Source organism: Streptomyces sp. ADI96-02 (assembly GCF_003846185.1).
In the GTDB taxonomy this organism is placed as follows: Bacteria; Actinomycetota; Actinomycetes; order Streptomycetales; family Streptomycetaceae; genus Streptomyces.
Genome location: NZ_ML123034.1, coordinates 5,313,479 through 5,336,650, shown reverse-complemented (window position 1 = coordinate 5,336,650; position 23,172 = coordinate 5,313,479). Strand labels below are relative to the sequence as shown.

The following is a 23,172-nucleotide window of genomic DNA, read 5'->3' as shown; positions in this document are numbered from 1 at the left end:
GATGCGGCGGGCGGCGCTCGGGCCGCCCGCACCGGGTCCGGGTTCCGCCTGCCGCCGAGGCGGCAGGCGGAACCCGGAGGAGACTAACGGGCGCGCACACCGCCCCAGTTGTCGGCGCTCCGACGCTCGTCCCGGGAGTGGTTGTCGTGGATGCTCTGGACCAGGTTGCCGCTGTCGCCCAGGAGCAGAGCCATGTTCTTGGTGGCCTGGTCCCACTCGGCCTGGACACCCCGGTACATCGCCTGGTCGTCACCCTCCCAGGAGGTGATGAGCGGCTTCAGCTCGTCCTCCAGGTTGTTGAGGGTGGTGATGATCTGCTTGGTCTGCTGGGTCAGCTCCTCGATCGCGTTGCGGACCGTGGAGTACTGCACATCGATGATGCCGTCGGCCATGACATCTCCTCTCGGGTCGCCGGGCCCCTGGGCCCGGGTGCTCACGGACTCCGGCATCACCTGTGGGAGCCGGCGCCGCGAAGGGGGCGGGTCAGCGCAGCGCCTCGAAAACGCCCTGGCTGGTCTTGCTGTTGAGCACCTCGGTGAGGTCCTGGTTCTCCTTCGCCAGCCGGTCGGCCGACGTGACGTTCTCCTGGAGGGCGTCGACCATCTTGCTGATCTGTACGACGACCTTCTGGGCCTCGCCGTTCCAGCTGCGGAAGAGCTTCAGGAGGGCCTGGCCCTCGTCGCCGCCCACCCCCGAACGCGCCGCGATCTCCGCGACGTTGTTCTGGATCCTCTCTACCGAGGCACGGGCCGACTCCAGTGAGGACACACCTCCCAAGCCCTTGGCATAATCCGCCCTCCTCTGGCCACTGTCCGCCATGTCACGCTCCCTTCGTCCAGGCAACTCTCTTCGCACCGTTGCCCGCTGAGGCTATGAAGAATCACCGCCCCGGGGCAACGCGTCCAAGAAAGATTGGAGCATAGGCCAGTTGACCGGTCTTCCCGCATCCGGAAGGAGTCGTCCTGCGGATTTACGTGAGGTGAACACGCCGAATCCGTCCCGGACTTCTGCGGCGCGGGACGGGCCATGCGGACGGGAAACGGGCGGGCATCGATTCACAACGGGCACGGGGAGGGCCCGCTTTCACCGTTGGCCGCCCCCTTGGAAGGATTCCATGAAGGCGTGGACGCGTTGCATAGTCTGAGCTTTTTCTGAGGTTTCCCGACGGTGCGCGGCGGAAATCGCACCGCCCGCGCCCGCCGGGAACAGCCATCCCCCGCCCCGATCATCAGGACCCGCGGGACCTTGGTCCCCTATGGGGCATTTGTCACGTTCATGGCTTGAAGTCGCCGGTGCCGCCCTCGTCCGTCCCGCCGCACTTCGGCGCGGTGACCTTGGGCCGGGCTCCGCCGGCCGCGGCTGCCGGGTCCAGGTCCGCGCCGGTCGGCAGGGTCGCCAGCAGGGGGGCCGGGACCGAGGCGACGTCCCCCTCCGCGTAGCCGAGCGCGGTCAGCGAGTCCTTGGCGCTGACGCGGTACTTCACGCCGTTCTCCGCGACCAGGTAGGTGGTCTGGGCGTGGGCCGCGCCACTGGCGTGCAGCGCCCGGACCAGGGCTCCGCGCCCCGGGCGTACGACCGTGGCGTCGGTGCGCGCGCAGGCCGGGACCAGCGGCTGGGCGCTGCCCTGGGAGACCGCGAAGGGGCCGAGCCCGGCCAGCGGGACCAGCACCGATCTGATGCGGGCGCCGCCGTCACCGCCGTCCACCTGCGCGCAGAGCGCGGTGCCGCGCGGTGCCGACCGCGGGAGCGGCGGGGTACGGGGCGCCTCGGCGGACCCGGTCCCGGTGGCCGCGTCCTTCGACCGGTGGGTGCGCAGCGCGTCGGCGCCGACCGCACGGGCCTGCGGCGAGCGCCCTTCGTAGGCGTACTTCTGGGTGGCCGGGTCGCCCAGTACCAGGGCCGCTTCGAGTCCGGTCAGCGGCACCAGGCCGTCCTCGCGGAGCAGGTGGTAGGTGCTGCCCCCGCCGACGACGCTGACCTGGAAGAGCTGGCCGATCCGGCTCGGCTCGCCGCCGATGGCCGGGCCCCGGCCGCCGCGTCCGGGGACCTCCGGCGGCTTGAGGGCGGGGCCGGGGGCCAGGGCGTCGAGGAACGCCGCCGAGACGGGCATCGCCCGCTCGGAGCCGTAGCCGAGCGCGTTGCGGGCGTCGGACGCCCGGTCCAGGGCGAGCCGGCTGCCGCGCCAGACCAGGTACTCGGTGCGATCCGGGCCTCGGACGAGCACCGCCCGGTCGCCGCCGACGTCCCGGGACTCCAACGGGGCCCCGGCCACCACCGTGGTGGCCCCCGGCTTGTCGGCTCCCACGCCCGCGAGCTGACCCGAGGTGCTGGGCAGCGCGCCGCCCGGCCCGGTCACGCACATGTGCCAGGCGCCGGAGTCGAGCTGGCCGGGGACGGGAAGGGAGTCCGGAGCGCCGGGTATGCCGGCCGGGGATCCGACGGGTACGTCCCGGAGCGAGGCGGTGGACACGTCCACCGTCTTCAGGTCCGAGCCTCCGATGAGCCGCGCGGAGGCGTAGTTCCGCACCGGGTGGAGCACCCCGTCGGTGGCGGTCCACAGATAGCGGGCGCCGGTCTCGCGGTTCACCACGAGGTGCTCCTCCTTGCGCCAGCTGTCGTTCCCGCCGGGGCGCAGCAGCCCGTAGACGGTGGCGCCGGCGCCGATCAGGACGGTCACCAGGACGCCGAAGACCACACCGCGGGTGGTGCGGCCGAGCGGGCTCTCGGGAGCGTCCGGGTCGGCCGTCAGCAGGCCCGAACTGAGCCTGCCCATCATGAAACCGTGGGCCTGCACCTGGTCGACCTTGGACTGCACGGCCTCTCCTCAACTTGTTACGGGTTTCGACGGCGTACGGGCGCGTGCTCAGCCGAACAGGCCGCGCAGCCAGCCGAAGAGACCGGCCGCCCACAGCGAGAACGGGACCAGCGCGACGGCGAGACCCGTGTGCGCCAGTTCCGCCGCCCGGCCCCAGTACGGCAGCATCCGGCGGCCGGGCACGATCCAGGACGCGGTCACCAGGGCGGCCCCGACGGCGAGCAACACGGCGAAGACCACCATCCGGCCGTCCGTGTCGCTGTCCACCGCCCAGGCCCGGGCGAGCAGGAGCAGGCCCCAGATCCCGGGCACCGCGAGGGTGAGCCGCTGGCCGATGTGGACCAGGCCCCGGGAGTGCAGGAGCAGCAGCAGGGCCAGGGAGAGGGCGGTGAGCGTCTCGGGCAGGTCCGGGGTGTGGGCGAGGACCGCCAGGGCCGCCGCGGCGACGGTTCCGGTGGCGGCGAAGAGGACCGCGACCCAGCGCCCGGCGAGTTCGGTGCGCTCGGCGACCTCGTCGCCCGCGTACGGGTCGATGCCCTCCTGGAGCTGCCCGGCCGAGGACGGCAGGGCGGGCATGCGCATGCCGGCCAGTTTGAAGGCGAACGGGGCGACCGCCCCGGCGGCGAGCGTGACGACGGCGGCGACCAGGGCCACCGAGGCCGGGGCGTCCAGGCCGGTGTATCCCATCAGGGCCCCGGCGATCGCGGTGGCCACCGCCACCATCGCGGTGGCCAGCAGGGCGGGGGCGCCGACCGCGGTGGCGGCCAGCGCGAGGACCGCGCCGCCCGCGGCGGCGGCGCCCGCCGCGAGCAGCCGGGCCCCCACGACCTCCGTCGCGTCCGGGCCGGTCAGGTCGCCGCCGGGCAGTACCCAGCCGACCAGGGCGAAGCAGGGGGCGACCAGCAGGGCGAGCGCGGTCGCGGAGAGCCGGTCGCCGACCGCGCGGCTGGCGGAACCGGCCCCGGCGAGGAGCAGCACCCCGACGATCGCCGCGCAGGCGGCGCGGATACCGCTGGATTCGGCCACTCCCGGCCGGAACACCACCACCAGGGCGGCCGCCACGGTCGCCACGGCCGTGCCGACCAGCAGGCCTCGGGCCGCCCCGGCGTGCCAGGTGTGCAGCCGCCGCGCCACCGTTTCGGCCATTCCGTCGACCAGGTCGTCGAGGCGCGCCTCGGGCAGCGCCTGGGTGTGCGGGCGGAGGTGGAGCACGGCTCCGTCGACGAGACCGGCCCCGGTCAGGGTGGTCTCCTCGTCGAGCGGCGCGTCGCCGAGGCGTTGGAGGACCCAGCCCGCGTGGTCGAGCCCGGATTCCTCGGCCTCCTCACCGACGTAACGCAGGAGGGTGGGGAGCAGATCGGCGACCGGTACGTCGGCGGGCACGGCCAGATCGATGGTGACGCTCGGCGCACGTACGGTCAGGCGGCACGTTTCGGCCACCGCACTGTCGGTCATCAGCAGAACTCTCGTCTTCCGTGCGGGCTTTGACAGGGAGCTTCCCCGGGAGAGGGAATGGGCGAACAGTGCGGATGAGTCCGCACTCCTGTGAACCGGTGCGCGGAGCGGCAAAATTGTGCCCGCACATCCGGTGACCGCCGCTCCCGCGTGGACAGGGCGCGTTCCTCGAATGCAGACTACTGCCTGCGGTCACCGGTCGTACCTCGGGCTCTGGCTCGGGAGAGAATCCGGCAGGGTGCCGGCCGTCACGCAAGTGGGCGGCGCCCGCAGTCCGTTCGACATATTCGTCCGGTGTTCATCGGGGCATCGTGCTCCGGTGAATCCGGCGCGGTCTTTCCTCCTGCCCCGGTCCGCCGGTTATTCGGAGCGGACCGGAGAAGTCAGTGAACCGGAGGTTCTGTTCCTTGAGTGTCGTGCTCTTTCGCCGTCCGGCCCGCAGGCGTGGACCGGAGATGCCTGAGGGGCAGTTGACCCTCCAGGAGCCGCCGGTCCTCGCCGAGACGGTCCCGGACACCTCGGCGGTGTGGACCTACCTGCCGATGGCCCTGATGTCGGTGTCGATGATGCTGATGTTCCTGCGCCCCGGCGGCGGGAACGGCGTCTTCATGTATCTGGCGATGGGCGTGATGGCGCTCTCCGCCGGTGCGATGCTGCTGGGGCAGCTGATGCGCCGCTCCAGCGAGCGCAAGCAGCGCCTCAAGGGCGAGCGCCGCGACTACCTGCGCTATCTGGCGCAGACCCGCAAGCGGGTGCGGACCACCATCGCGGAGCAGCAGCGCGCGCTGGCCTGGCGCAACCCTGATCCCGCCTCGTTGCGTTCGCTGGCCCGCACCTCCCGGCTGTGGGAACGCCGCCCGGCCGACGAGGACTTCGGCGAGGTCCGTCTGGCGGTCGGTGAACAGCAGCTCGCGCTCACCCTGAACCCGGTCTCCACCCGGCCCGTCGAGGACCTCGAACCGCTCTGCGCGCACGCTCTGCGCCGCTTCATCCGCGCGTACTCCACCATCCCGGAACAGCCGCTCGGTCTCTACCTGCGCTCCTCGGCGCGGATTCTGCTGCGCCCGGAGGAGGCTGACGGTACGGAGGCTGCCCGGCCGGGTACCGCCGGGGGCGACGACGGCGACGCCGTACGGGCCCTGGCGCGGGCCGTCCTCGCCCAGCTCGCGGTCTTCCACGCGCCGGAGGAGCTGTGGATCGCCTTCTGCGTGAGCGACGAGCGGCGGCCGGAGTGGGAGTGGGCGAAGTGGCTGCCGCACGTGCTGGACCCGCACGAGGAGGACGGGGCGGGGCAGGCCCGCCGGATCACCACCGACCTGACCGAGCTGGACGACCTGCTCGGCGCGGAGTTCGCCGAGCGCCCCGGCTTCGACCCGGACGCCCGGCCCGGCCGGGACGAGCCGTACACCGTGGTGGTGCTGGACGGGGTGAACGTCCCGGAGGGCCACCGCTGGGAGGGCCACGGCTACCGCAACGCCCTGATCCTCGACCTGTCGGAGGCGATGCGCTGGCGGCCGAGCCGCCACACGCTGCGCCTCACGGTCGGCCCGGACTCGGTGAACCTGGTGCGGACGGACCGCAGCCGCAAGGAGCGCTCGGTGCCGCTGGGGCGGCCGGACCGGCTCGGGCCGCTCGGCGCGGAGGCGCTGGCCCGGCTGATCACCCCGCGCCGGATGAGCCTGGGCACGGACATCGCTCAGCCGCTGGACACCGACGTCGAGCTGACGACCCTGCTCGGCATTCCCGACCTGCACCGGCACGACCCGAAGACGCTGTTCGCCCGGCACTCCGGCAGCGGCCGGCTGCGGGTGCCGATCGCGGTCGGCGTGGACGGCCGCCCGGTGGAGCTGGACATCAAGGAGTCCGCGCAGGGCGGCATGGGCCCGCACGGCATGCTCATCGGGGCCACCGGCTCGGGCAAGAGCGAGCTGCTGCGCACCCTGGTCCTGGGGCTGGCCCTGACCAACTCCTCGGAGACCCTCAACTTCGTGCTGGTCGACTTCAAGGGCGGCGCGACCTTCCTCGGCCTGGAGGAACTGCCGCACACCTCGGCCGTGATCACCAACCTGGCCGACGAAGTCGCCCTGGTGGAGCGCATGCAGGACGCACTGCACGGCGAACTGATCCGCCGCCAGGAGCTCCTGCGCGCCGCGGGCAACTACACCTCGGCGCTGGAGTACGAGCGGGCCCGCGCCGCGGGGGCGGATCTGGCGCCACTGCCCAGCCTGTTCGTGGTGGTCGACGAGTTCAGCGAGCTGCTGTCCACCCACCGGGAGTTCATGGAGCTGTTCGTGATGATCGGCCGCCTCGGCCGGTCGCTCGGCGTGCATCTGCTGCTCGCCTCGCAGCGCCTGGACGAGGGGCGTATGCACCAGCTGGAGAGCCACCTCTCGTACCGGATCGGGCTGCGCACCTTCTCCGCGATGGAGAGCCGCGGTGTGCTCGGTGTCCCGGACGCCTACGAGCTGCCCGCCGCACCCGGCAGCGGCTATCTGAAGTCCGGGGTGGAGGCGCTGACCCGGTTCCGCGCCGCGTACTCCTCGGGAACGTACCGGCGGCGCACCGGCGCGGTGGTGCAGGCGCGGGTGGCGAGCCAGGTGGTGCCGTGGACCAGCGGCTGGGTGGTGCCGCGCACCCTGGAGGCCGCACCCGAACCGGAGCCCGAGACGGTGGAGTCCGAGGGGGACGAGGAAGCGCTGCTGGAGGTGGCGCTGGAGCGGCTGCGCGGTTCCGGGCCGGACGCGCACCAGGTGTGGCTGCCGCCGCTGGACGAGCCCTCACCGCTGGACGCCCTGCTGCACGGCCTCGCGCCGGACGGGGAGCGCGGTCTGACCGCCGCGCGCTGGCCCGGGGTGGGCCGGCTACGGGTCCCGGTCGGCCTGGTGGACAAGCCGTTCGAGCAGCGCCGCGACCCGCTCGTCGTGGACCTGTCCGGGGCGGGCGGCCACGTCGCCGTCGCCGGCGGTTCGCAGAGCGGCAAATCGACGCTGGCCCGGACCCTGATCTCCGCCCTGGCACTCACCCACACCCCGGCCGAGGTGCAGTTCTACTGCCTGGACTTCGGCGGCGGCGGCCTCTCGCAGCTGGCGGGCCTGCCGCATGTGGGCGGGGTCGCGGCCCGGCTGAACCCGGAGCGGGTGAACCGGGCGGTGGCCGAGGTGATGACGCTGCTCGCCCGCCGGGAGCAGTTCTTCGTGGACCACACCCTCGACTCCATGCAGTCCTACCGACGCCGCCGGGCCGCCGGGGAGTTCCCCGACGAGCCGTTCGGCGACGTGTTCCTGGTGGTCGACGGCTGGTCGACGGTCCGGCAGGACTACGACGACCTGATCCCGAAGTTCAACGAGCTGGCCGCCCGGGGGCTCAACTACGGCATCCACCTGATCATCACCACCACCCGCTGGGTGGAGCTGTCCGCACAGGTCCGGGACCAGGCCGGGACCCGGCTGGAGTTGCGGATGGGCGACCCGATGGACTCCGAGATCGACACCCGCAAGGCCCGCTCCGTGCCGCGCACCGGCGGCCGGGGCATCACCGCCGACACCAAGATGCACTTCCTCGCGGGGCTGCCGCGCCTGGACGGCAGCGGTTCCCTGGAGGATCTGGGCGAGGGCGTCGGGCATCTGGTGGCGGAGGTCTCCCGGCACTGGTCCGGCCCGTCCGCCCCCCAGGTCCGGATGCTCCCGCACCGCCTCCCGGTCTCCGAACTCCCCGCACCGGAGGCGACCGAGGGCGGCGGCATGCGCCTGGCGCTCGGCCTGGACCAGGACGCCCTGGAGCCGGTCTGGCACGACTTCAGCCGCACCCCGCACCTGATCTCGGTCGGGGACACCGAGAGCGGCAAGACGAACCTGCTGCGGCTGGTCGCTCACGGCATCACCCGCCGCTACTCCCCCGCGGAGGCGAAGATCATCGTGGTGGACTACCGCCGTACGCTGGTCGACGCCGTCCCCGAGGAGTACCGCATCGGCCATGTGATCTCGCTGGACAACCTCAACGAGACCATCGAGGGCGCGGCCCGGGCGATGAAGACCCGGGTTCCCGGGGCGGACATCTCACCGGCCCGGATGCGCAGCTGCGACTGGTGGACCGGCCCCCGGCTGTTCATCCTGGTCGACGACTACGACATGGTCTCCGGGAACTCCTTCCAGAGCTCCTTCGAGCCGCTCTTCGAGAATCTGACCCTGGGCTTCGAGATGGGGCTGCACCTGGTCGTCGCCCGGAGCGCGATGGGTGCGGGCCGGGGGCTGAGCGACGGGCTGATCCGGCGCCTGGACGAGGCCAACAACCCGGCGGTGCTGCTCTCCTGCCCGCCTTCGGAGGGCCGCCTCTTCGGCAACGCGAAGCCGCTCAACCTGCCGCCGGGCCGGGCCCTGCACATCGCCCGCCGCAAGCCGCGCCTGATGCAGACGGCGCTGGTCGAGGAGGGCTGAGGCAAGGCGCGGGGCGCCGTACCGCGGGTGACTCCCCGCGGTACGGCGCCCCGTGCGTTCAGCTCCGGTCCGCCGCGGCCGGGCCGGCCGGACGCCAGCCCCGGGACCGGGCCCGTTTGACGGCGAAGCCGGCCCAGAGGACGGCGAGCACCCCGGCCGAGCCGAGCAGGACGAACAGGACGGCCCGGCCGGTGGCCCGGTCGGTGTCGGAGGTGTCGCGCAGGGCCACGGGTTCGGCCGCCCGCTCCGCCTGCCCGCCGGGTGCGCCCGGCACGCCGAGGACGGTCGTGACGGCCGCGTAGGCGTCCACCTGCGGGATGTCGGCCGGGTAGGCGGTGGCGGCCAGGCGGCGGGCGGCCTCCGCCGGCGAGTCGTCCGGGTGGGCGGCCCGGACCACGGCGGCGGCCCCGGCCGCGTAGGCGGTGGCCACCGCGACACCGGCGCCGAGGTAGTGGCCGCTGCCGCGCGGTCCGCCGGAGACCACCCCGGCGCCGGGAGCGGCGAGGTCGACGGTCCCGGTGGGCAGTGCCTTGTCCGGGCGGGTCCCGGCGGGCAGCATGTCCGCGACCGAGAGGACGCCCGGTTCGCTCGCGGGCCAGTAGGCGCGGGCGGGGACCTCCTCGGCGGAGCCCCGCGACGGCGGCTCCGGGGTGGCGGCGGCGACCACCACCGCGCCGGCCCCGCGGGCCTCGGCGACGGCACGGGTGAGCGCGGTGTCCCGGGCCGGGAGGGCCACGGTGACGGCGATGACGTCGGCCCGGGCAGCAGTCGCGGCCCGGACCGCCGCCGTGACGAGGCCGGCGTCCGGCTGCCCGCGCCGGTCGGTGCCGCGCAGGGCCAGGATCTTCGCGCTCGGGGCGACTCCGGCCAGCGTCGGGGTTTCCCCGCCGTCCCCGGCGATCAGCCCGGCCAGGAAGGTCCCCTGCCCGACGCAGTCGTCGGCCGCCTCCCCTTGCGCGGTGACCCGGCCGCCGAGTCCCTCGGCCCCGGGGGCGACCCCGGTGGAGATCAGGGCCACGGTGACGCCCTGGCCGGTGGTGTGCCGGTGCAGCCGGTCCAGATCGAGGCGCTGGCGGGACCAGTCCTGTTTCCCGGCCTTCTCCTTCGAGGCGGGCGTGCAGGCCACGGCCTCGGCGCGGGCGTCGAGCGAGGTCGGCATTCCGGGCAGTTCCTGGCCCTTCTCCCCGTCGGCGGCCGGGAGGTACGCGAGGGGTCCGGGCCCGGCGGGCGTACGGGTGAGGGGCGCGGCCTGGGCCGGGGCGACGGCGGCGGGCAGCACCAGGGCGGCGGCGAGCCCGGCCCCGTACAGCGCGTTGGTCGTCCTGCGGGCGGGCCGCCTCACTGGGGGACCGCCTTCGGGGCCGCGGCCGAGACGTCGGCGGGGAGCAGGATGCGCAGGTCGTCCAGGGTGGGCGCCGCCAGCGAACTGAGCCTGCCCGCCTGGCGGGTGACCATGGACTCGACGACCTGGCGGGCGAGGCGGGCGTTGCCGAAGGAACGGTCGCGGGGCACGGCGTCGAAGTACTCCATGAGCAGTGGTCCGGTGCCGGGGCCGCACTCGTAGCCCATGGCGGTGGCCTGGGCGCGGACGATGGTGACCAGTTCCTCGGAGGAGTAGTCGGCGAAGGCGATACGGCGTGGGAAGCGCGAGGAGAGACCGGGGTTGGAGGCGAGGAAGCGCTCCATCTCGTCGGTGTATCCGGCGACGATGACGACGACCTCGTCGCGGTGGTCCTCCATCAGCTTCAGCAGGGTGTCCACCGCTTCCTGCCCGAAGTCGGCGCCGCCGCCGCGCGGGGTGAGGGTGTAGGCCTCGTCGATGAACAGAACGCCGCCCCGGGCCTTCTCGAAGACCTCGCGGGTCAGTTGGGCGGTGTGGCCGATGTAGCGGCCCACGAGGTCGGCACGGGCGGCCTCGATCAACTGGCCGCGCTCCAGGACGCCGAGCTGGGTGAGGACCTCGCCGTAGAGGCGGGCGATGGTGGTCTTGCCGGTGCCGGGCGGGCCGGTGAAGACGAGGTGGTTGCTGAGCGAGGGGACGGGCAGCCCGGCGGCTGCGCGGTGGCGGGCGGTGGTGATGAGGTTGACCAGGTCGGCGACCTCGCGCTTCACCTCGGCGAGGCCGATCATGTCGCCGAGGCGGGTCAGCGGGTCGTCGGCCGGAGCGGCCGTGTCGGTGACCGCGGCAGCCGCGGTGGCGGAGACGTCTTCGGGCAGCAACAGCCGCAGATCGTGCTCACCGACCTGGGCCTGGGAGGAGAGCCGGATCGCCTGGCGGTCCACCATCTCCTCGAACACCCTGCGCGCGGCGCGGCCGTTGCCGAACCCGGCGTCCCGGTCCATCGCGCCGAAGTGCGCGGCCAGCGCCCCGGCCGTCCCGTCCCCCAGCTCGTACTGGTGCTGGGTGCACATGCTCTCCATGATCGCCACCAGATCGTCCACGGAGTAGTTCTCGAACTCGACGGTCCGCGAGAAACGGGACGCCAGGCCGGGGTTGGAGCCGAGGAAGGACACCATCTCCCGGGAGTATCCGGCGGCGACCACGACGACGTCGTCGCGGTGGTCCTCCATCAGCTTCAGCAGGGTGTCCACGGCCTCCCGGCCGAAGTCGGCCCCGCCGTTGCCGCTGTCGGCGGTGAGGGTGTATGCCTCGTCGATGAACAGCACGCCTCCGAGGGCCCGTTGGAAGGTCTCGGACGTCTTGATGGCGGTGCCGCCGACCACCTGGGCGACCAGGTCGGCGCGGGACACCTCGACCAGGTGGCCGCTGCGCAGCGAGCCCAGCTCGGCCAGGATCGCCCCGTAGAGGCGGGCGACGGTCGTCTTGCCGGTCCCCGGGGGTCCGGCGAAGATCAGGTGGCGGCTCATCGGCGGTGCGGACATGCCCAGTTGGTCGCGCCGCTGGGCGAGCTGGGTGAGGTTGACGAGGGTGCGGACCTGCTGCTTGACGTTCTCCAGGCCGATCAGCGCGTTGAGTGCGCCGAGCGGCCCGTCCGCCCGGTCCGGCGGGGGCGCGCCGGCGGCTCCGGATCCGGCCGGGTCGGTGTTCTCGGCACTGCCGGTGCCCCAGGCGTCGCGCTTGCCGTTGCCGACGCTGTTCAGGCCCTCCACGGCGAGCCGTTCGCCGGGCGCGGTCTGCACCAGGCCGCCGCCCCCGTTCTCCCGGGCGGTGCAGTTGACGAGCGAGACGGGTGCGGTGGACTCCACCCGGAAGCCGTCCTGGGCGCCGGAGTTCGCCTCGCAGCCGCTGAGCGAGGCGAGCGCGCCCTCGCGGACGAGGAAACCGTGGCCCTTGGGAGCGTGCACGAAGGTGCGGTTGGCGGTCAGCTCGCCGCCCGCGTCGACGACCACGCCGTCCTCGCCGGAGATCTCGACGCGGAAGTCGCGGACGGTCACGTTGCCGCCGTCCTCGACGAGCAGGCCGCTGGTCGCGGTGTCGGAGACGCCGCCGCCCGCCAGGTAGAGGGTGGAGCCGGCGCCCACCCGGACTCCGGCGCCCTTGGGCCGGACTATCTCGCAGTCCTCCACGCGGCCACGGGCTTCCTTGGTGGCCAGGATGCCGTCGCCGGCGGGCTCCACCAGCCGGGCGCGGCGCAGCAGTGGGTTGGCGCCGCTCTGCACGGAGACGGCGGGCGAGGACCCGGTCACGTCCAGGCGGTCCAGCTCGGCCGCGGAGTCCTCCTCCAGGAGCAGCCCGATCCCCTCGCAGTCGCGGACCGTGAGGCCGGTCAGCGCCGGGGAGGAGGCTCCCGCGACCCGGAGGGCCGCGCCCTGCGCCGAGTCGACCCAGCAGTCCTCGAAGGTGCCGCGCGCCCGGTCGGTGACGAACAGGCCGTGCCCGCGTGAGCGCGAGACGCGGCAGCGCCGCAGGACGGGGTCGGTGCCCGAGGCGAGGACGATCCCGTTGCCGGAGGTTCCGGTGATCCGGACGTCCTCCAGCGAGGCGCGGCCCGCGGTGCTCAGGTGGACGCCGGTGCTGGTGTCGTGGACGACAGTGCGGACGACGGAGACGGCGGAGTTCTCCTCCAGGGCGATGGAGGGCTTGTCGGTGGAGGAGATGTCGCAGTCCTCGACGGTGCCGCGGCTCTCGCCGTTGGCGAGCACACCGTTGCCGCGCGCCCCGCGGACCGTGCAGTCGCGGACGCGGGCCTCGCCCTGCTCGGCCAGCACGATGCCGCTGGTCCCGAGGTGTTCGAGGGTGCAGGACTCCACGGTGGTGGGGGTGGTGGAGGTCACGACGATGCCCGCGCCCTGCGGGTTGCTCACCCGGCAGTCGCGCAGCGCGAGCGAGCCGGTCCCGCCCGCCAGCATCGCGGTCCAGGCGGCCCCGACGATCTCGCAGCCGTCCAAAGCGGCCTGTCCGCGCCGGACGTCGACCGCGGGCAGCTCGGCGTCACCGCCGCGCAGGGTCAGTTCGGAGAGCATCACGGCATCGGCGCGCAGCGCGATCACGCTGCCCGAGCGCGGCCGGATCTCCACCGTGCCGCGTCCTTCGGCGGCGGTGAGGGTGACCCGGGTGTGGATCACCAGATTCTCCGTGTACGTCCCGGGCCGGACGCTGATGAGCGCACCGGTGCGGGCGGCGGCGAGCGCCTCGCCGATCGTCGAAAAGCGGTCCCGGGGGCCGACCGACAGTACCTGGCGCGACACGCACCAACCTCCTCGCTACTGAGGCGTCCGGACCGGACGCCCCTTCTCGCCGGGGACGCGGGTGGCGTTCCGGCGACCTCATCTTGCCTCGTACGTGACGCCTGGTGGCCGGAGGCACGGCTCCCGGCCACCAGGCGTCCGGATCAGGTGCTCCACTTCTGATTGTCGTTGCCTGTGCAGGTGAACAGGATCAGATAGGTGGACGGGCCCCTGTCCTTGCTGTGGTTGGGGATGTCGACGCACTTGCCGACCACGGTGTTGACCAGGTCGCGGGCGCCGTTGAGGGCGAACTTCTGGGCGGCGGACCCGTTGCACCAGGCCAGTTGGATGCGCGCGCCGTTGTTGAAGTCGGCGTTGGCGACGTCCAGGCACTTGTCCCTGGCCCGGATGGAGCCGTCGGAACCGAAGCGCCACTTCTGGGCGTCGGCGCCGTTGCAGTCCCACATGAACAGGGGCTGGCCGTCGTTGAAGTTGTGGCCGGGTACGTCGATGCAACGGCCGGAGAGGTGGCTGCGGAAGGAGACGGGCCCGCTGAACGTCACCGGCGGACCGGCCTTGGCCGGCTGCTTCCTGACCCCGTCGCCGTTCTTCTGCTGGGCCTTGGGCGCCTCCGCCTTCTTCGGCGGGTCCTTGGGGGCGTCGCCCTTCTTCGCCTCGTCCTCGCCCGACGACGCGGGCGGGGGCGCCTGGCCCACGGGCGTGTCGGGCTTCTCCGTCCCGGCGTCGTCCTTCTTCTCGGCGGGCGCGCTGGTCTCGGGCGCGGCGGCGGCGAACTCGCCGGGCCTCTCCTGGCCGTTGCTGTCCAGGACGGTCCCGGCTCCGGCGGTTTTCACCCGCCGGGGCTCGTCGCCGTCGTTCCCGGCCAGCACGAGGAAGGGCACCGACACGAGCAGGGCTCCCGCGACCGCCGCCCCGGCCAGGACGGCCCTGCCGGGCCGCCCGACGGGGCCGGTCCCGGCCTGCGGTTTGCCGATGGCGGTGGTGCTCATGGTCCGTACGAGAGCGGGGAGGCGGCTCTGGGCGGCGGAGGCTTCGGGGACGGCCTCCGCCTCGACGGCTCCCGCCTCGCGGCTCTTCCCGGCCTCAGGGGCGGGGGCGGCTTCGGTCCGCGTCGGGTCGGTCCCGGGGTTCATGGCCGCCTCCTCCCTCTGCGCTACGGACTCCGCGCGGGCCTCCGGGGAGGCCGGGGAGGCCGGGGAGGCCGGGGAGGCCGGGGAGGCCGGGGAGGCCGGGGAGGCCGGGGAGGCCGGGGACTTCTGGGACGAACGCGTCATGGGGTTCTCCCTGTGGTGTGGGGCCAGGGTTCGGTCGAGCCGGTGCCGCCCGTCGCGTCCCCGGGGCCGGGAAGGCTCTCGACCGGGACGAACAGCGGTGCGGCGGCACCGGCGTTGACCAACAGCTGGGTGCCGGGCTCGCCGAGGAAACGGGCCAGTTCCCTGACGGGCAGGGTGCCATGGTCGAGTGCCGGGGACATGAACGCGTGTGGGGGCGAGGTGAACAACAGGGCCACCGGGGCCCCGTCGCGCCCTACGGCGACGAGCGGTCGCCCGTCCGGCCCGCGTACGAAGCCGACGTCCGCCTCCGCGAGCGCGGCGAGCGCGGCGTCCACCGAGCCGTATCCCGTGGCGGCCCGCTGGGCGGCCGCGTCCACCGGGTCGGTGGGCTCCGGCCAGCCGAGAGCGCGCGCCGAGGGCCGGTAATCCGGGTTGGCGCGGTACTCCCCCACGCCCCCGTCCTCGTCCGAACGCCACTCACCCAGCACCGCCCACGGGGGCGGCGTCCGCTCCTCGGTCCATTCCGGGTCGGCGATCCCGACCCAGTGGCCCGGCGCGAGGCGGGCCGCGTCCTTCACGGCCTCGGGGACGGGAAAGGGCTCGGCAGGGGTGAACGGGACCTGCTGCCCGCCCTCTTGCCGCTCTTCGGGCCGTGTGTGCACCTGAACTTCTCGCTCCGTACGAATGCTTGTGCGCCTCACGGCTTTCCCGCCGTCGGCGGTACGCGGATCGGGAAGTCAACAGGATGTCACACGGGCCGAGTCGGCGGGGCCTGGAGGTGGGGCCCGTATCGGCCTCCCACGTGCCCGTTCACCGCCCGACCACGGAACGTTACGGGAGCAGCGTGGCGCAGGGGGACAAAGCGACGGGGGCCGTCGAGGCGAGGGCCCCGCTCTCTCCGTGACGACGAAGAAGTGGCTGCCGGTGAGCCGACAGTCCTCATGGCGGCCCGCGCCGCTCTCGGCGACGTACAGCGCGAGCAGTGCGCCCCGGTGTCGTGCGCGGGCGTCGCCTCAGCCTCGGCCTCGGTCACCAGACGCGCCGCCGCCCCGGACACGCCCGGTGTCCGGGGCTCAACACAGGCTGGTCGCTATGCCGGGATGCAGCCGTTGGCGTGGACCCTGACAAGGCCGTCGGTGCGGGGGGTGACGGAGGCGCTGGCGCAGTTGTAGCCGCCGTTGAGTCCTTCGATGCGCAGGTTGTTGACGGTGCCGTTGCCGGGCGCCCCGTTGGAGGGGGAGCAGCGTTCGGCGTTGACCCGGGGGAGGTTCTCGGTGATCGGGTCGCCGCAGTTGTAGGTGGCACGGTCGCTGCTGCTGCCGACGCTGTCGTCGTCGTTGTCCTCGACGGCGTTGACGGTGGCGTTGGCGATGGCGGGGCCGTTGATCGAGTTGGCCGTCGCGGTGGCGCTGCCGATCGGGCCGTCGTCGGCGACCGCGGTGGTCGCTGTCCCGGCCAGAGCGGCGACGGCGAGAACGGCCGTGGACAGGAGAAGGCGTGCGCGCACGAATGCGTCCTTTCGCTGAGCGAATCCCTCATGGACCCGACTTCGGCCAGTCTGAAAGGAGACGGACCCGCTGCACTGAGCGACACCGCCAGCGAACGAGTGATCCGAGGGCCACCGGATACGGGTACGCCCCGCGGGTTCCGCCTCGACAGCGTCCACTGCGGGCGGGCCCCGCCGTCACACCGCCTCAGGGGCTTCCTGCGGATCTGAGGCGGCAGGCCCCGTCGGCGTCATGCCGGAGTCAGCGGTACCTCCCATGCCCATGTCCATATCCATGGCCATATCCATGCCGACGTCGACACGGGGGTAGTCGAGGCTGGTGGCGACAGCTGTGGAGATCGCCACGGCGGGTACGCCGTGGGAGACGGCGTCGGCGCTCGCCGTGGCCGTGGCGTCGTCCGCCGCGGCCGTGCCGGTGGCGGACACGATTCCGCTGCCTGCCACGAGCGCGGCGGAGGCGATGAGTAGGCGCATGCGCATGGGAGCAACCTCGTTCGACGGGAGGGGGAGGGGTCTCCCGTGCAGGGTGGCAGGAAGCCGGTGCGCGGCGGGCGGGACACGCGGGTGGAGCCGGCGGGCATTTTCTGTCCCCGGTCCCGACGGGCCGTCACCGCACATGCGACGGGGCTTCTCCGCGCCGGGTGTGTATCCCCGGGCCAGGCCGAACGCACCGAAGGAACCGTCACATCGCGCCAAGGCCGATTCTCTTGCCTTGTTCCCGGAAGAGCCCGTCATTACGCTCACGCAGACGATCAACGCCTTTACACGGAAGGCACGTTGCGGTTCCCCACCGTACGGTTCGATCCCGTGGCGCCGCACGTCAGGGCACACGACACGGCTCACGGCACAGCAAGGGACGGAAGCGGCATTCGATCAGGTCGGCGCGTACCGGATGGGCACGAGGAGTCACCGCATGACTGAGCGGGAGCTGACCGAGGCGGTGCACCACCGTCTGGACCTTCCCCTGCGCGCGGCCGTCGACCGCCTGGAGGATCCGCTGCGCGAGATGGCCCGTCATCATTTCGGATGGGACGATCCGTCCGGGGTTCCCGCTTCCCGGCACAAGGGGGCGATCCTCACCTACCTCTGTGCGGGCAGTGATCCGGAACGGGACTGGGACCGGGTGACGGTGGCGGCGGTCTCCGCGACCGTTCTCCTGCACGGGTTCCTCATCCACGACGACATCATCGACAACGACCGCGTGCGGCGATTCAGGCCGACGTGCTGGACGGTGTACGGCAAGTCGGCGGCCATTGAACTCGGCGCCGCGATGGAGGCGCTGGCCTTCGAGCTGATCGCGGAGACTCCCTGGGCGGCGAAGGGAGTCACGGCGGCGGCCCGTTGCGCCCGGCGCATGTCGGCCGGGCAGACCTCGGACATCGCGCACGAGGACCGGGACGACATCACCCTGGCCGTCTCGCTGGAGACCTGCCGCCGCAAGGACGCGACCTGCACCGAACTGTTCCTGCTGCTGGGCACCCTCGCGGTGAGCGACGACCCCGCCCGCCTCAGCGCCGCCGCTGACCTGGGCGTGAACGCGGGCATGGCGTTCTCCCTGAACGGCTTCCTGGACGAGATCTGGGGCAGCCCCGACCACCACGGCAAGTTCACCCTGTCCGACCTGCGTCAGCGGAAGAAGACCCCTCTGATCACGGCCGCACTCGAACGGCTCGGCCGACGTGAGGGCGCGCGGCTGCTGAGCCTGCTGGACGCCTGTTCCCGGGACGAGGGCGGCGCGCAACAGCTCGTCGAACTCCTCGCGGCCTCCGGCGCGCGGCAGCAACTGGCCGAACTGATCGAGGGGTACAGCGCCGAGGTCGATCGCGTACTCCCGGCGGCCATCCCCGACCCCGTCTCGCGCGACGCGCTCCAGGGCTACATCGCGTCCCGTCTCGATGGCGGGCAGGCGCCCCGGGCGGGACGACTGGGCGTTCCGGCGGGAGGCGGGGGCCGGCTCCCATGACCTCCGGGCGACTCCCCGCCACCGCCTGCCGCATCGTCAAGCTGGGCGGCGGCCTCATCACCACCGCCCCCGGCGGGCCCCCTCAGGTCGGCGAGGCGCGGCTGGCCGCTCTGGCGGGGGAGATCGGCGCAACCGGCCTGCCCACCGTCCTCGTGCACGGCACGGGCAGCTTCGGCAAGCCCGCTGCCCGTCGGCACCACTATCTCGGCGGCGTCATCAGCGCGGGCCGGCAGGGTGTCTTCGCCGAGGTGTCGGCCCTCCTGGCCAGGCTGGAACTGGCGGTCCTGGAAGCGCTGCGAAAGGGCGGTCTGTGTGCGGTGCGGGTACCGCTCGCGGGGTTGTGCGCCTACGCCGACGGAGAGATCCGGCTCCTGGACACCGATCCGGTCCGCCTGCTCCTGGAGCACGGCATCACTCCGGTCCTCGGCGGCAACCTGGCCTGGGGGCGTGACGGCTTCGCCGTCTACTCCAGCGACACCCTCGCCACCGACCTCGCCATCGCCCTGCGCGCCGCCGGACTGATCATGGCCACGAACACGAACGGGGTCCTTCTCGATCACGGACGCCCGGACCGGATCCACCGCGAGCTCAACGCCGACGATCCGTCCCTGGCCGAAGCGATCCCCCCGGACCGGCAGGATGTCTCCGGCGGCATGTACGTCAAGGTGCGCGAGTGCGGGCGGGCCGCCCGCACCGGAGTCCCGGCGTTCATCGTGGACGGCCGCATCCCCGGCAACCTGACCACGAGTCTGCACGGGAACCCTCTCTCGGGTACGCGCATCCGGTCCGGTTGACGTGGGTCCCGGCACTCGGCGTAGGTGGCGTGCCCCGACCCCGTACGGTCCGTTGGCCGGCCGCACCGGGGGCGGCCCCGCCGCGCCCTCACCGGGGTTGCGCCCGGCGTACAGCCATCGGAGCGGAAAGGCCCTGGCAGTGACCTCACTCGGACCCGTGGTCCACACCATCGGCGGCATTCTCGTCAGTGCCCGCCCGTTCGCCGACTACCAGGCGCAGTTCGCCCTGACCGGGCACGACCTCACCGCAGGGCCGCTGCTCGACTGCCCGGGTGGCGCCAGTGATTTCGGCGCCACCGTGCGGGAACGCGGCGGGCAGGTCATAAGCGTCGACCCCTGCTACGTGCTCCCGGCGGCGGACATGACGGTCCGCGTCGCGGCAGAGCTGGAACGCGTCGCCGCCTGGACCTCCGCCCAGCCGGACCGCTTCCCCCTGGACTCCCGGGGATCGTGGACGCACGCTCCCGCCTGGCAGGCCACCGCCGCCGGATTCCTCTCGGACTACGCTGCCGACCGCGCGCTCGGAAAGGGCTGCTACCTACCGGCCGCGCTGCCTCGGCTGCCGTTCACGGACGGCACGTTCAGGCTGGCGCTGAGCGGTTTCCTGCTCTTCACCTACCCGGACCACTTCGACCTGGCCTTCCACGTGCGCGCCGCGGAGGAACTGCTGCGGGTGGCACACGAGGTACGACTGCACCCGCTCAACGACTCCGGGGGCATCCCCTATCCGCACCTGGACGTCCTCCTGACCCGCCTCCGGGCCCGGGGAATCACGTGCGACGTCCTGGAGGTGACCGGGCGGTCCGATGCCCGGGACACCAGGACGCTGCGTCTGAAGCGTCGTTGACCACGGCACCGGCACAGCGCCCCGCGGAACCCCGGCCGCCTCAGGGCTCGCCCGCACCGTCCCGCGGAGGCGGGGCGGGAGGGCCGTAGCGCCGGTAGTAGTCCTGGAGCAGCCCGGACTACTACCGGACCGAGTCGGCCCAGGCGGGATCGAGGCCGGGCGGAGCGGTACCGGCGGCCACGGCGCAGGCGCCGGTGAGCATGCCGGCGTAGACCAGGTCGGAGTGGAGGTTGCTGATGCTGTCCGTCTCGTAGAAGTCGACGGGCCGCCCACCGGCCAGCACGGTGACCTCCACGCCACCGGGAAGCCGGTACGTGTGAGCGGGAGACTGCACCCTCCGACGGGCGGACCGTCGTCTCCCGCGAGCAGAGAGCGTCCAGGGCCGGGAGGTCGAACTCGATCTCCCGGCTGCTGACGCTGCCCAGGTAGACGGGACGTCTCAGGGCCGAGAACTCCCGGACGGACATGCTGGTTCGGCCCGTCACTCCGAAGACGAGCAGGGGCGCGTGGCTGCCGTCCCACCTCACCGCCGGCGACCACGGCCTGATCAGCGAAGCCGTCGCACCCGGATTCGACTACCGTTGTCCGGAGCGATCGGACATCGGGCTCCGGCTCCTCGTAGTCCCGGACCGGATCAGGTCCTTGCCGGACGTCGCACCGGTCACTGCCGGGCGGACTGCCGAGCAATGATCCTCCGGTGAGAGTCGGATCCGGCCCGGTCATGGGACGGGCCGACCTCTGATTCGGTCACAACACGGCCGAACCGTCGCCGTCGATCGGCCGACGAGCCTCAGCCAGGGCCACCTCGTGGATGAACCACTCCAGTACGGAGCGGATCTCCTCACCCTGACCGGCAAACACCTCAAGCGGAAAGGAGGGGCGCAGGTCGAGCTTCGCCGCGGCGAGGTCGATGCCGTCGATGGCGTTGAACCGCTCCAACAGGGCGCGGCGCACAGGCTCGTGGTCGAACGGCGGGCGACGCTTGAGGTACTGGAAGACGACCTCGGCCGTCCCGCTCACCGGGTAGACACCGATAGGCCACAGGGGGCGCGGCGAGCCCGGCCCGCCCGCCTCCACGGTCGGGAAGCAACTGGTCTCCTCCGCCTTGCCGTAAACCTGATGACCACCCTGCTCCTCCCAGAAGCGGAGTACGGCCAGGACGCCATCGACGACCTCGGGTCTCTGGTTCGCGCGCAGCAGCGTCTCGAAGCGGGTACCGGCGTCGTCGCTGCCGATCTGCGATCCGGCCGACCCCGGCGGAGCGTCCTCCGGGAGCTCCCTGCCCACCAGTACAGCCAGGTCCGCGCTGCTCAGCCGGTGGGCCTTCGAGGCTCGGCCGTTCTCGTCGAAGGCCACCCCCTCGGCCTCCAGCACGAGCCTGGGGTCACCGGAGTAGCGGTCGTCGGTCCACCGGAATCCGCCCGCGATCCGGCCGTCGGCGGTCAGCACGCGGTACGCGCAGTGCAGGCCCGCCCTGGCTGCCACGTAGTTGCCGACGGCGATGGCGCTGGTACCGATCAGTGCGGCGATCTCGCCGTACGAAGTCCAGGTGCCGGACGGCACAGCGCGCAAGACGTCCCTCAGCTCCCGCCAGCCGACCCACTCGTCGTCTGCCTGCGCGACTCCTTCCAGAGGCCCGGGCCACAGACCCACGGCCCGGTCGGCCAGTTCTTCAGCCCTGGCGAGGATCTCCGTACGGCCCCAGCGCTCCTGCGCGGCGATCTTCTGGTTCATCCGCAGCGCACTGGAGTCGAGCAGCTCCTGCTTGCGGTGGAAGGGGTGGTTGGAGAGCCGTGCGTTCTCACCGGAGAGCGTGAGGTTTCCGAGGGTGTGCACGAGCAGGTTGTGGATCTCCTGGGGGCTCTCGCCGTCCTCTGCCTCTTCGGCCAGCAGGTCGAACCACTGCTGGGCCGGGCTCTGGGGCAGCACGTGCTCGACGGTGAGCGGCGCCTTGTCGTAGTCGACAGGCTCGCTCGATCCGTAGCTCTCCTCCAGTCGGCGCAGGATCTGGAAGCGCTGGTTGCCTCGTCCGGTCTTGTAGAAGGGCCGGGTGCGGATGGCATTGCGGACCGCGTCGTCGCTCGGCCATACGCGGGCGCCCGTACGGGGGCGCGAAAGGAATCGACGTACCGCTTCGGCCGGGGAGCCGTCCTTGTCCAGTTCTTTGGGGAGCTCCATGAACACCCGGTTGCTGCCGGTCGTGGACAGGCCCGCGAAGAGCCGCCGCACCATATAGCTCTCCGCGAACGCGAGGGTGGCCGCCGCTTCCGCGGCCGTGGTCCTGCCGTCGTCCACGAGGTCGAGGAGGCGCAGGGCCAGCGGGTAGTGGGTCTGCCCGCCCCAACGCGACAGGCGCTCCAGTGCCGCGCGCAGCCCGGGGTCGATCTCCCGCTCGGGCTCCAGGATCCGCATGAGGCGGTCCGCACGCAGGGAGAACCCGGCGATCTCGGCTTCCAGCGCCGCCTCGTCCCCGCTCAGCGGCTCCAGTCGCTTCTTCTGGTCCCGGTAGATCTCGCTCTGCCGGGCCCTGTTGTTCCCTCCGACGACGAGGTCCAGCCACACCAGCAGCTCCAGATGGACGGGGCCGAGCAACTCCTGCATGGGCAGCCACCGTTTGCGGTAGACGTCCTCGCCTCTGGTGGGCAAGCACATGAAGAGGTAGTTGCGCAGCAGGTCGCTCTGACTGAGCCCCACTCCGGTGTTGTTGATGGACTCGAAGATGCGGTAGACGTTGTCACCCTCGGCCGCAGTGATCGCAACGATCGAGAGGCAGTCGCCGAGAACGGACTCGACCGCGTCCACCCACGCCTCACCACCGCTCTCCGTTCCGTCGGCCAGGGCCGCGACGAAGAAGCGGTAGGCAGCGCCCACGTTCCCGGCTCCGCCGGCCTTCGGAAGGCTGTCCACGCAAGCCGTGTACGCCTCACGGTCCGCCTGTGTCGGCAGCAGCCTGTAGCTTTCGTGGCCGTCCTGATACGCGTTGACGAGGACGAGGTCGTTGATACGGGCGGCCTTCTTCACCGAACCCCGGTCCCGGTGGTGGTCCCGCAGGGCGGTGAAGGCGAGCATCAAGGTGGTCATCCGCTGCTGGCCATCGACGACGAGCCAACGCCGCATCCCGCCCGCAGCGACACGCTCGGGCGCGAGCACGACCGAACCGAGGAAGTGGCCCGAGCCGGCCGGCCCTTCCTGTCTGTCCTCGACCAGCTCCTGCACGTCGTCCCACAACTGCTGCAGCTCGTCGCGCTGCCAGCTGTAGGTACGCTGGTAGAGCGGAATCCGGAACTGCTGCTCCCCTTGGACCAGCTTGCTGAACGTGGTCTCCTGAGCGTGCACGCCCCGTCCTCTCCCCAAACCCTCGGTACCGATGAGCCATTGTCGCCCCATACCGTACGGTGATGAGTCGAAACGTCGACACGCGTACGACCCGGGGG

At 72.4% G+C, this 23,172-nt stretch carries 16 protein-coding genes; 4 read left to right on the top strand and 12 right to left on the bottom strand.

All coding sequences use genetic code 11. The features are described from left to right. Nucleotides 1-83: 83 nt before the first annotated feature. The 4 genes from EES43_RS23510 to eccD all read right to left on the bottom strand — a co-directional run bounded on the left by EES43_RS23510 (nucleotide 84) and on the right by eccD (nucleotide 4,270). A complete protein-coding gene (locus EES43_RS23510) occupies nucleotides 84-392 on the bottom strand; it encodes a WXG100 family type VII secretion target (RefSeq protein ID WP_124270559.1) in 309 nt (102 codons plus the stop codon). A 91-nt stretch (nucleotides 393-483) separates the two neighbouring features. Beyond that, nucleotides 484-819: a hypothetical protein gene (locus EES43_RS23505; protein WP_124270558.1), complete on the bottom strand. Its 336-nt coding sequence runs from the start codon at nucleotides 817-819 to the stop codon at nucleotides 484-486. Nucleotides 820-1,273: 454 nt separating this feature from the next. Then, nucleotides 1,274-2,815 (bottom strand): type VII secretion protein EccB, encoded by a 1,542-nt coding sequence (gene eccB, locus EES43_RS23500; protein WP_124270557.1) that lies wholly within the window; start codon nucleotides 2,813-2,815, stop codon nucleotides 1,274-1,276. 48 nt (nucleotides 2,816-2,863) lie between these two features. Then, nucleotides 2,864-4,270 carry a type VII secretion integral membrane protein EccD gene (eccD, locus tag EES43_RS23495; protein ID WP_124270556.1) on the bottom strand — a complete coding sequence of 469 codons (1,407 nt, stop codon included), beginning with the start codon at nucleotides 4,268-4,270 and terminating at the stop codon, nucleotides 2,864-2,866. Nucleotides 4,271-4,725: 455 nt separating this feature from the next. On the opposite strand from eccD, the gene eccCa reads away from it, so the two are divergent. Next, complete coding sequence (gene eccCa, locus EES43_RS23490) at nucleotides 4,726-8,703, top strand: type VII secretion protein EccCa (RefSeq protein WP_124270555.1); 3,978 nt, start codon at nucleotides 4,726-4,728, stop codon at nucleotides 8,701-8,703. Between the two features lie 58 nt (nucleotides 8,704-8,761). On the opposite strand, the gene EES43_RS23485 is transcribed toward eccCa, so the two are convergent. The 6 genes from EES43_RS23485 to EES43_RS23460 form a co-directional block, all read right to left on the bottom strand. Then, entirely contained in the window at nucleotides 8,762-10,045 is a 1,284-nt protein-coding gene (locus EES43_RS23485; RefSeq protein WP_124270554.1) for a S8 family serine peptidase, read from the bottom strand. Further along, nucleotides 10,042-13,353, bottom strand: coding sequence for a right-handed parallel beta-helix repeat-containing protein (locus tag EES43_RS23480; protein WP_124270553.1), 3,312 nt, complete (start codon nucleotides 13,351-13,353; stop codon nucleotides 10,042-10,044). The genes EES43_RS23485 and EES43_RS23480 overlap by 4 nt, the downstream gene beginning before the upstream one ends. A 143-nt stretch (nucleotides 13,354-13,496) precedes the next feature. After that, the gene (locus tag EES43_RS23475; protein ID WP_124270552.1) at nucleotides 13,497-14,627 is read right to left on the bottom strand and encodes a ricin-type beta-trefoil lectin domain protein; all 1,131 of its coding nucleotides are present in this window, start codon (nucleotides 14,625-14,627) and stop codon (nucleotides 13,497-13,499) included. Further along, on the bottom strand, nucleotides 14,624-15,205 hold the full coding sequence (locus EES43_RS23470) for a type VII secretion system-associated protein (protein WP_241192714.1): 582 nt from the start codon (nucleotides 15,203-15,205) through the stop codon (nucleotides 14,624-14,626). The genes EES43_RS23475 and EES43_RS23470 overlap by 4 nt, the downstream gene beginning before the upstream one ends. A gap of 512 nt (nucleotides 15,206-15,717) precedes the next feature. After that, nucleotides 15,718-16,134 (bottom strand): hypothetical protein, encoded by a 417-nt coding sequence (locus EES43_RS23465; protein ID WP_124270550.1) that lies wholly within the window; start codon nucleotides 16,132-16,134, stop codon nucleotides 15,718-15,720. Nucleotides 16,135-16,311: 177 nt separating this feature from the next. Further along, on the bottom strand, nucleotides 16,312-16,614 hold the full coding sequence (locus EES43_RS23460) for a hypothetical protein (protein WP_124270549.1): 303 nt from the start codon (nucleotides 16,612-16,614) through the stop codon (nucleotides 16,312-16,314). A gap of 433 nt (nucleotides 16,615-17,047) precedes the next feature. Here EES43_RS23460 and EES43_RS23455 point away from each other — a divergent pair, with 433 nt between their 5' ends. The 3 genes from EES43_RS23455 (at nucleotide 17,048) to EES43_RS23445 (ending at nucleotide 19,738) form a co-directional block, all read left to right on the top strand. Next, nucleotides 17,048-18,097 carry a polyprenyl synthetase family protein gene (locus tag EES43_RS23455; RefSeq protein ID WP_164493235.1) on the top strand — a complete coding sequence of 350 codons (1,050 nt, stop codon included), beginning with the start codon at nucleotides 17,048-17,050 and terminating at the stop codon, nucleotides 18,095-18,097. Continuing rightward, nucleotides 18,094-18,891, top strand: coding sequence for an amino acid kinase family protein (locus EES43_RS23450; RefSeq protein ID WP_124270547.1), 798 nt, complete (start codon nucleotides 18,094-18,096; stop codon nucleotides 18,889-18,891). The genes EES43_RS23455 and EES43_RS23450 overlap by 4 nt, the downstream gene beginning before the upstream one ends. 139 nt (nucleotides 18,892-19,030) lie before the next feature. Further along, nucleotides 19,031-19,738, top strand: coding sequence for a hypothetical protein (locus tag EES43_RS23445; protein ID WP_124270546.1), 708 nt, complete (start codon nucleotides 19,031-19,033; stop codon nucleotides 19,736-19,738). A 121-nt stretch (nucleotides 19,739-19,859) separates the two neighbouring features. Here the strand turns inward: EES43_RS23445 and EES43_RS23440 are convergent, their stop codons facing one another. Together EES43_RS23440 and EES43_RS23430 are read right to left on the bottom strand one after the other, a co-directional pair. Beyond that, nucleotides 19,860-20,072 carry a hypothetical protein gene (locus EES43_RS23440; protein WP_124270545.1) on the bottom strand — a complete coding sequence of 71 codons (213 nt, stop codon included), beginning with the start codon at nucleotides 20,070-20,072 and terminating at the stop codon, nucleotides 19,860-19,862. A 413-nt stretch (nucleotides 20,073-20,485) separates the two neighbouring features. Beyond that, nucleotides 20,486-23,074 carry a GmrSD restriction endonuclease domain-containing protein gene (locus EES43_RS23430; protein WP_124270544.1) on the bottom strand — a complete coding sequence of 863 codons (2,589 nt, stop codon included), beginning with the start codon at nucleotides 23,072-23,074 and terminating at the stop codon, nucleotides 20,486-20,488. Nucleotides 23,075-23,172: the final 98 nt, after the last annotated feature.

What these genes read in the sequence shown, in the direction of transcription:
- EES43_RS23450 (WP_124270547.1), top strand. Translation starts at nt 18,094, where the DNA reads ATGACCTCCGGGCGACTCCCCGCCACCGCCTGCCGCATCGTCAAGCTG.
- EES43_RS23510 (WP_124270559.1), bottom strand. Translation starts at nt 392, where the DNA reads ATGGCCGACGGCATCATCGATGTGCAGTACTCCACGGTCCGCAACGCG.
- EES43_RS23455 (WP_164493235.1), top strand. Translation starts at nt 17,048, where the DNA reads ATGACTGAGCGGGAGCTGACCGAGGCGGTGCACCACCGTCTGGACCTT.
- eccCa (WP_124270555.1), top strand. Translation starts at nt 4,726, where the DNA reads ATGCCTGAGGGGCAGTTGACCCTCCAGGAGCCGCCGGTCCTCGCCGAG.
- EES43_RS23475 (WP_124270552.1), bottom strand. Translation starts at nt 14,627, where the DNA reads ATGACGCGTTCGTCCCAGAAGTCCCCGGCCTCCCCGGCCTCCCCGGCC.
- eccD (WP_124270556.1), bottom strand. Translation starts at nt 4,270, where the DNA reads ATGACCGACAGTGCGGTGGCCGAAACGTGCCGCCTGACCGTACGTGCG.
- EES43_RS23460 (WP_124270549.1), bottom strand. Translation starts at nt 16,614, where the DNA reads ATGCGCATGCGCCTACTCATCGCCTCCGCCGCGCTCGTGGCAGGCAGC.
- EES43_RS23505 (WP_124270558.1), bottom strand. Translation starts at nt 819, where the DNA reads ATGGCGGACAGTGGCCAGAGGAGGGCGGATTATGCCAAGGGCTTGGGA.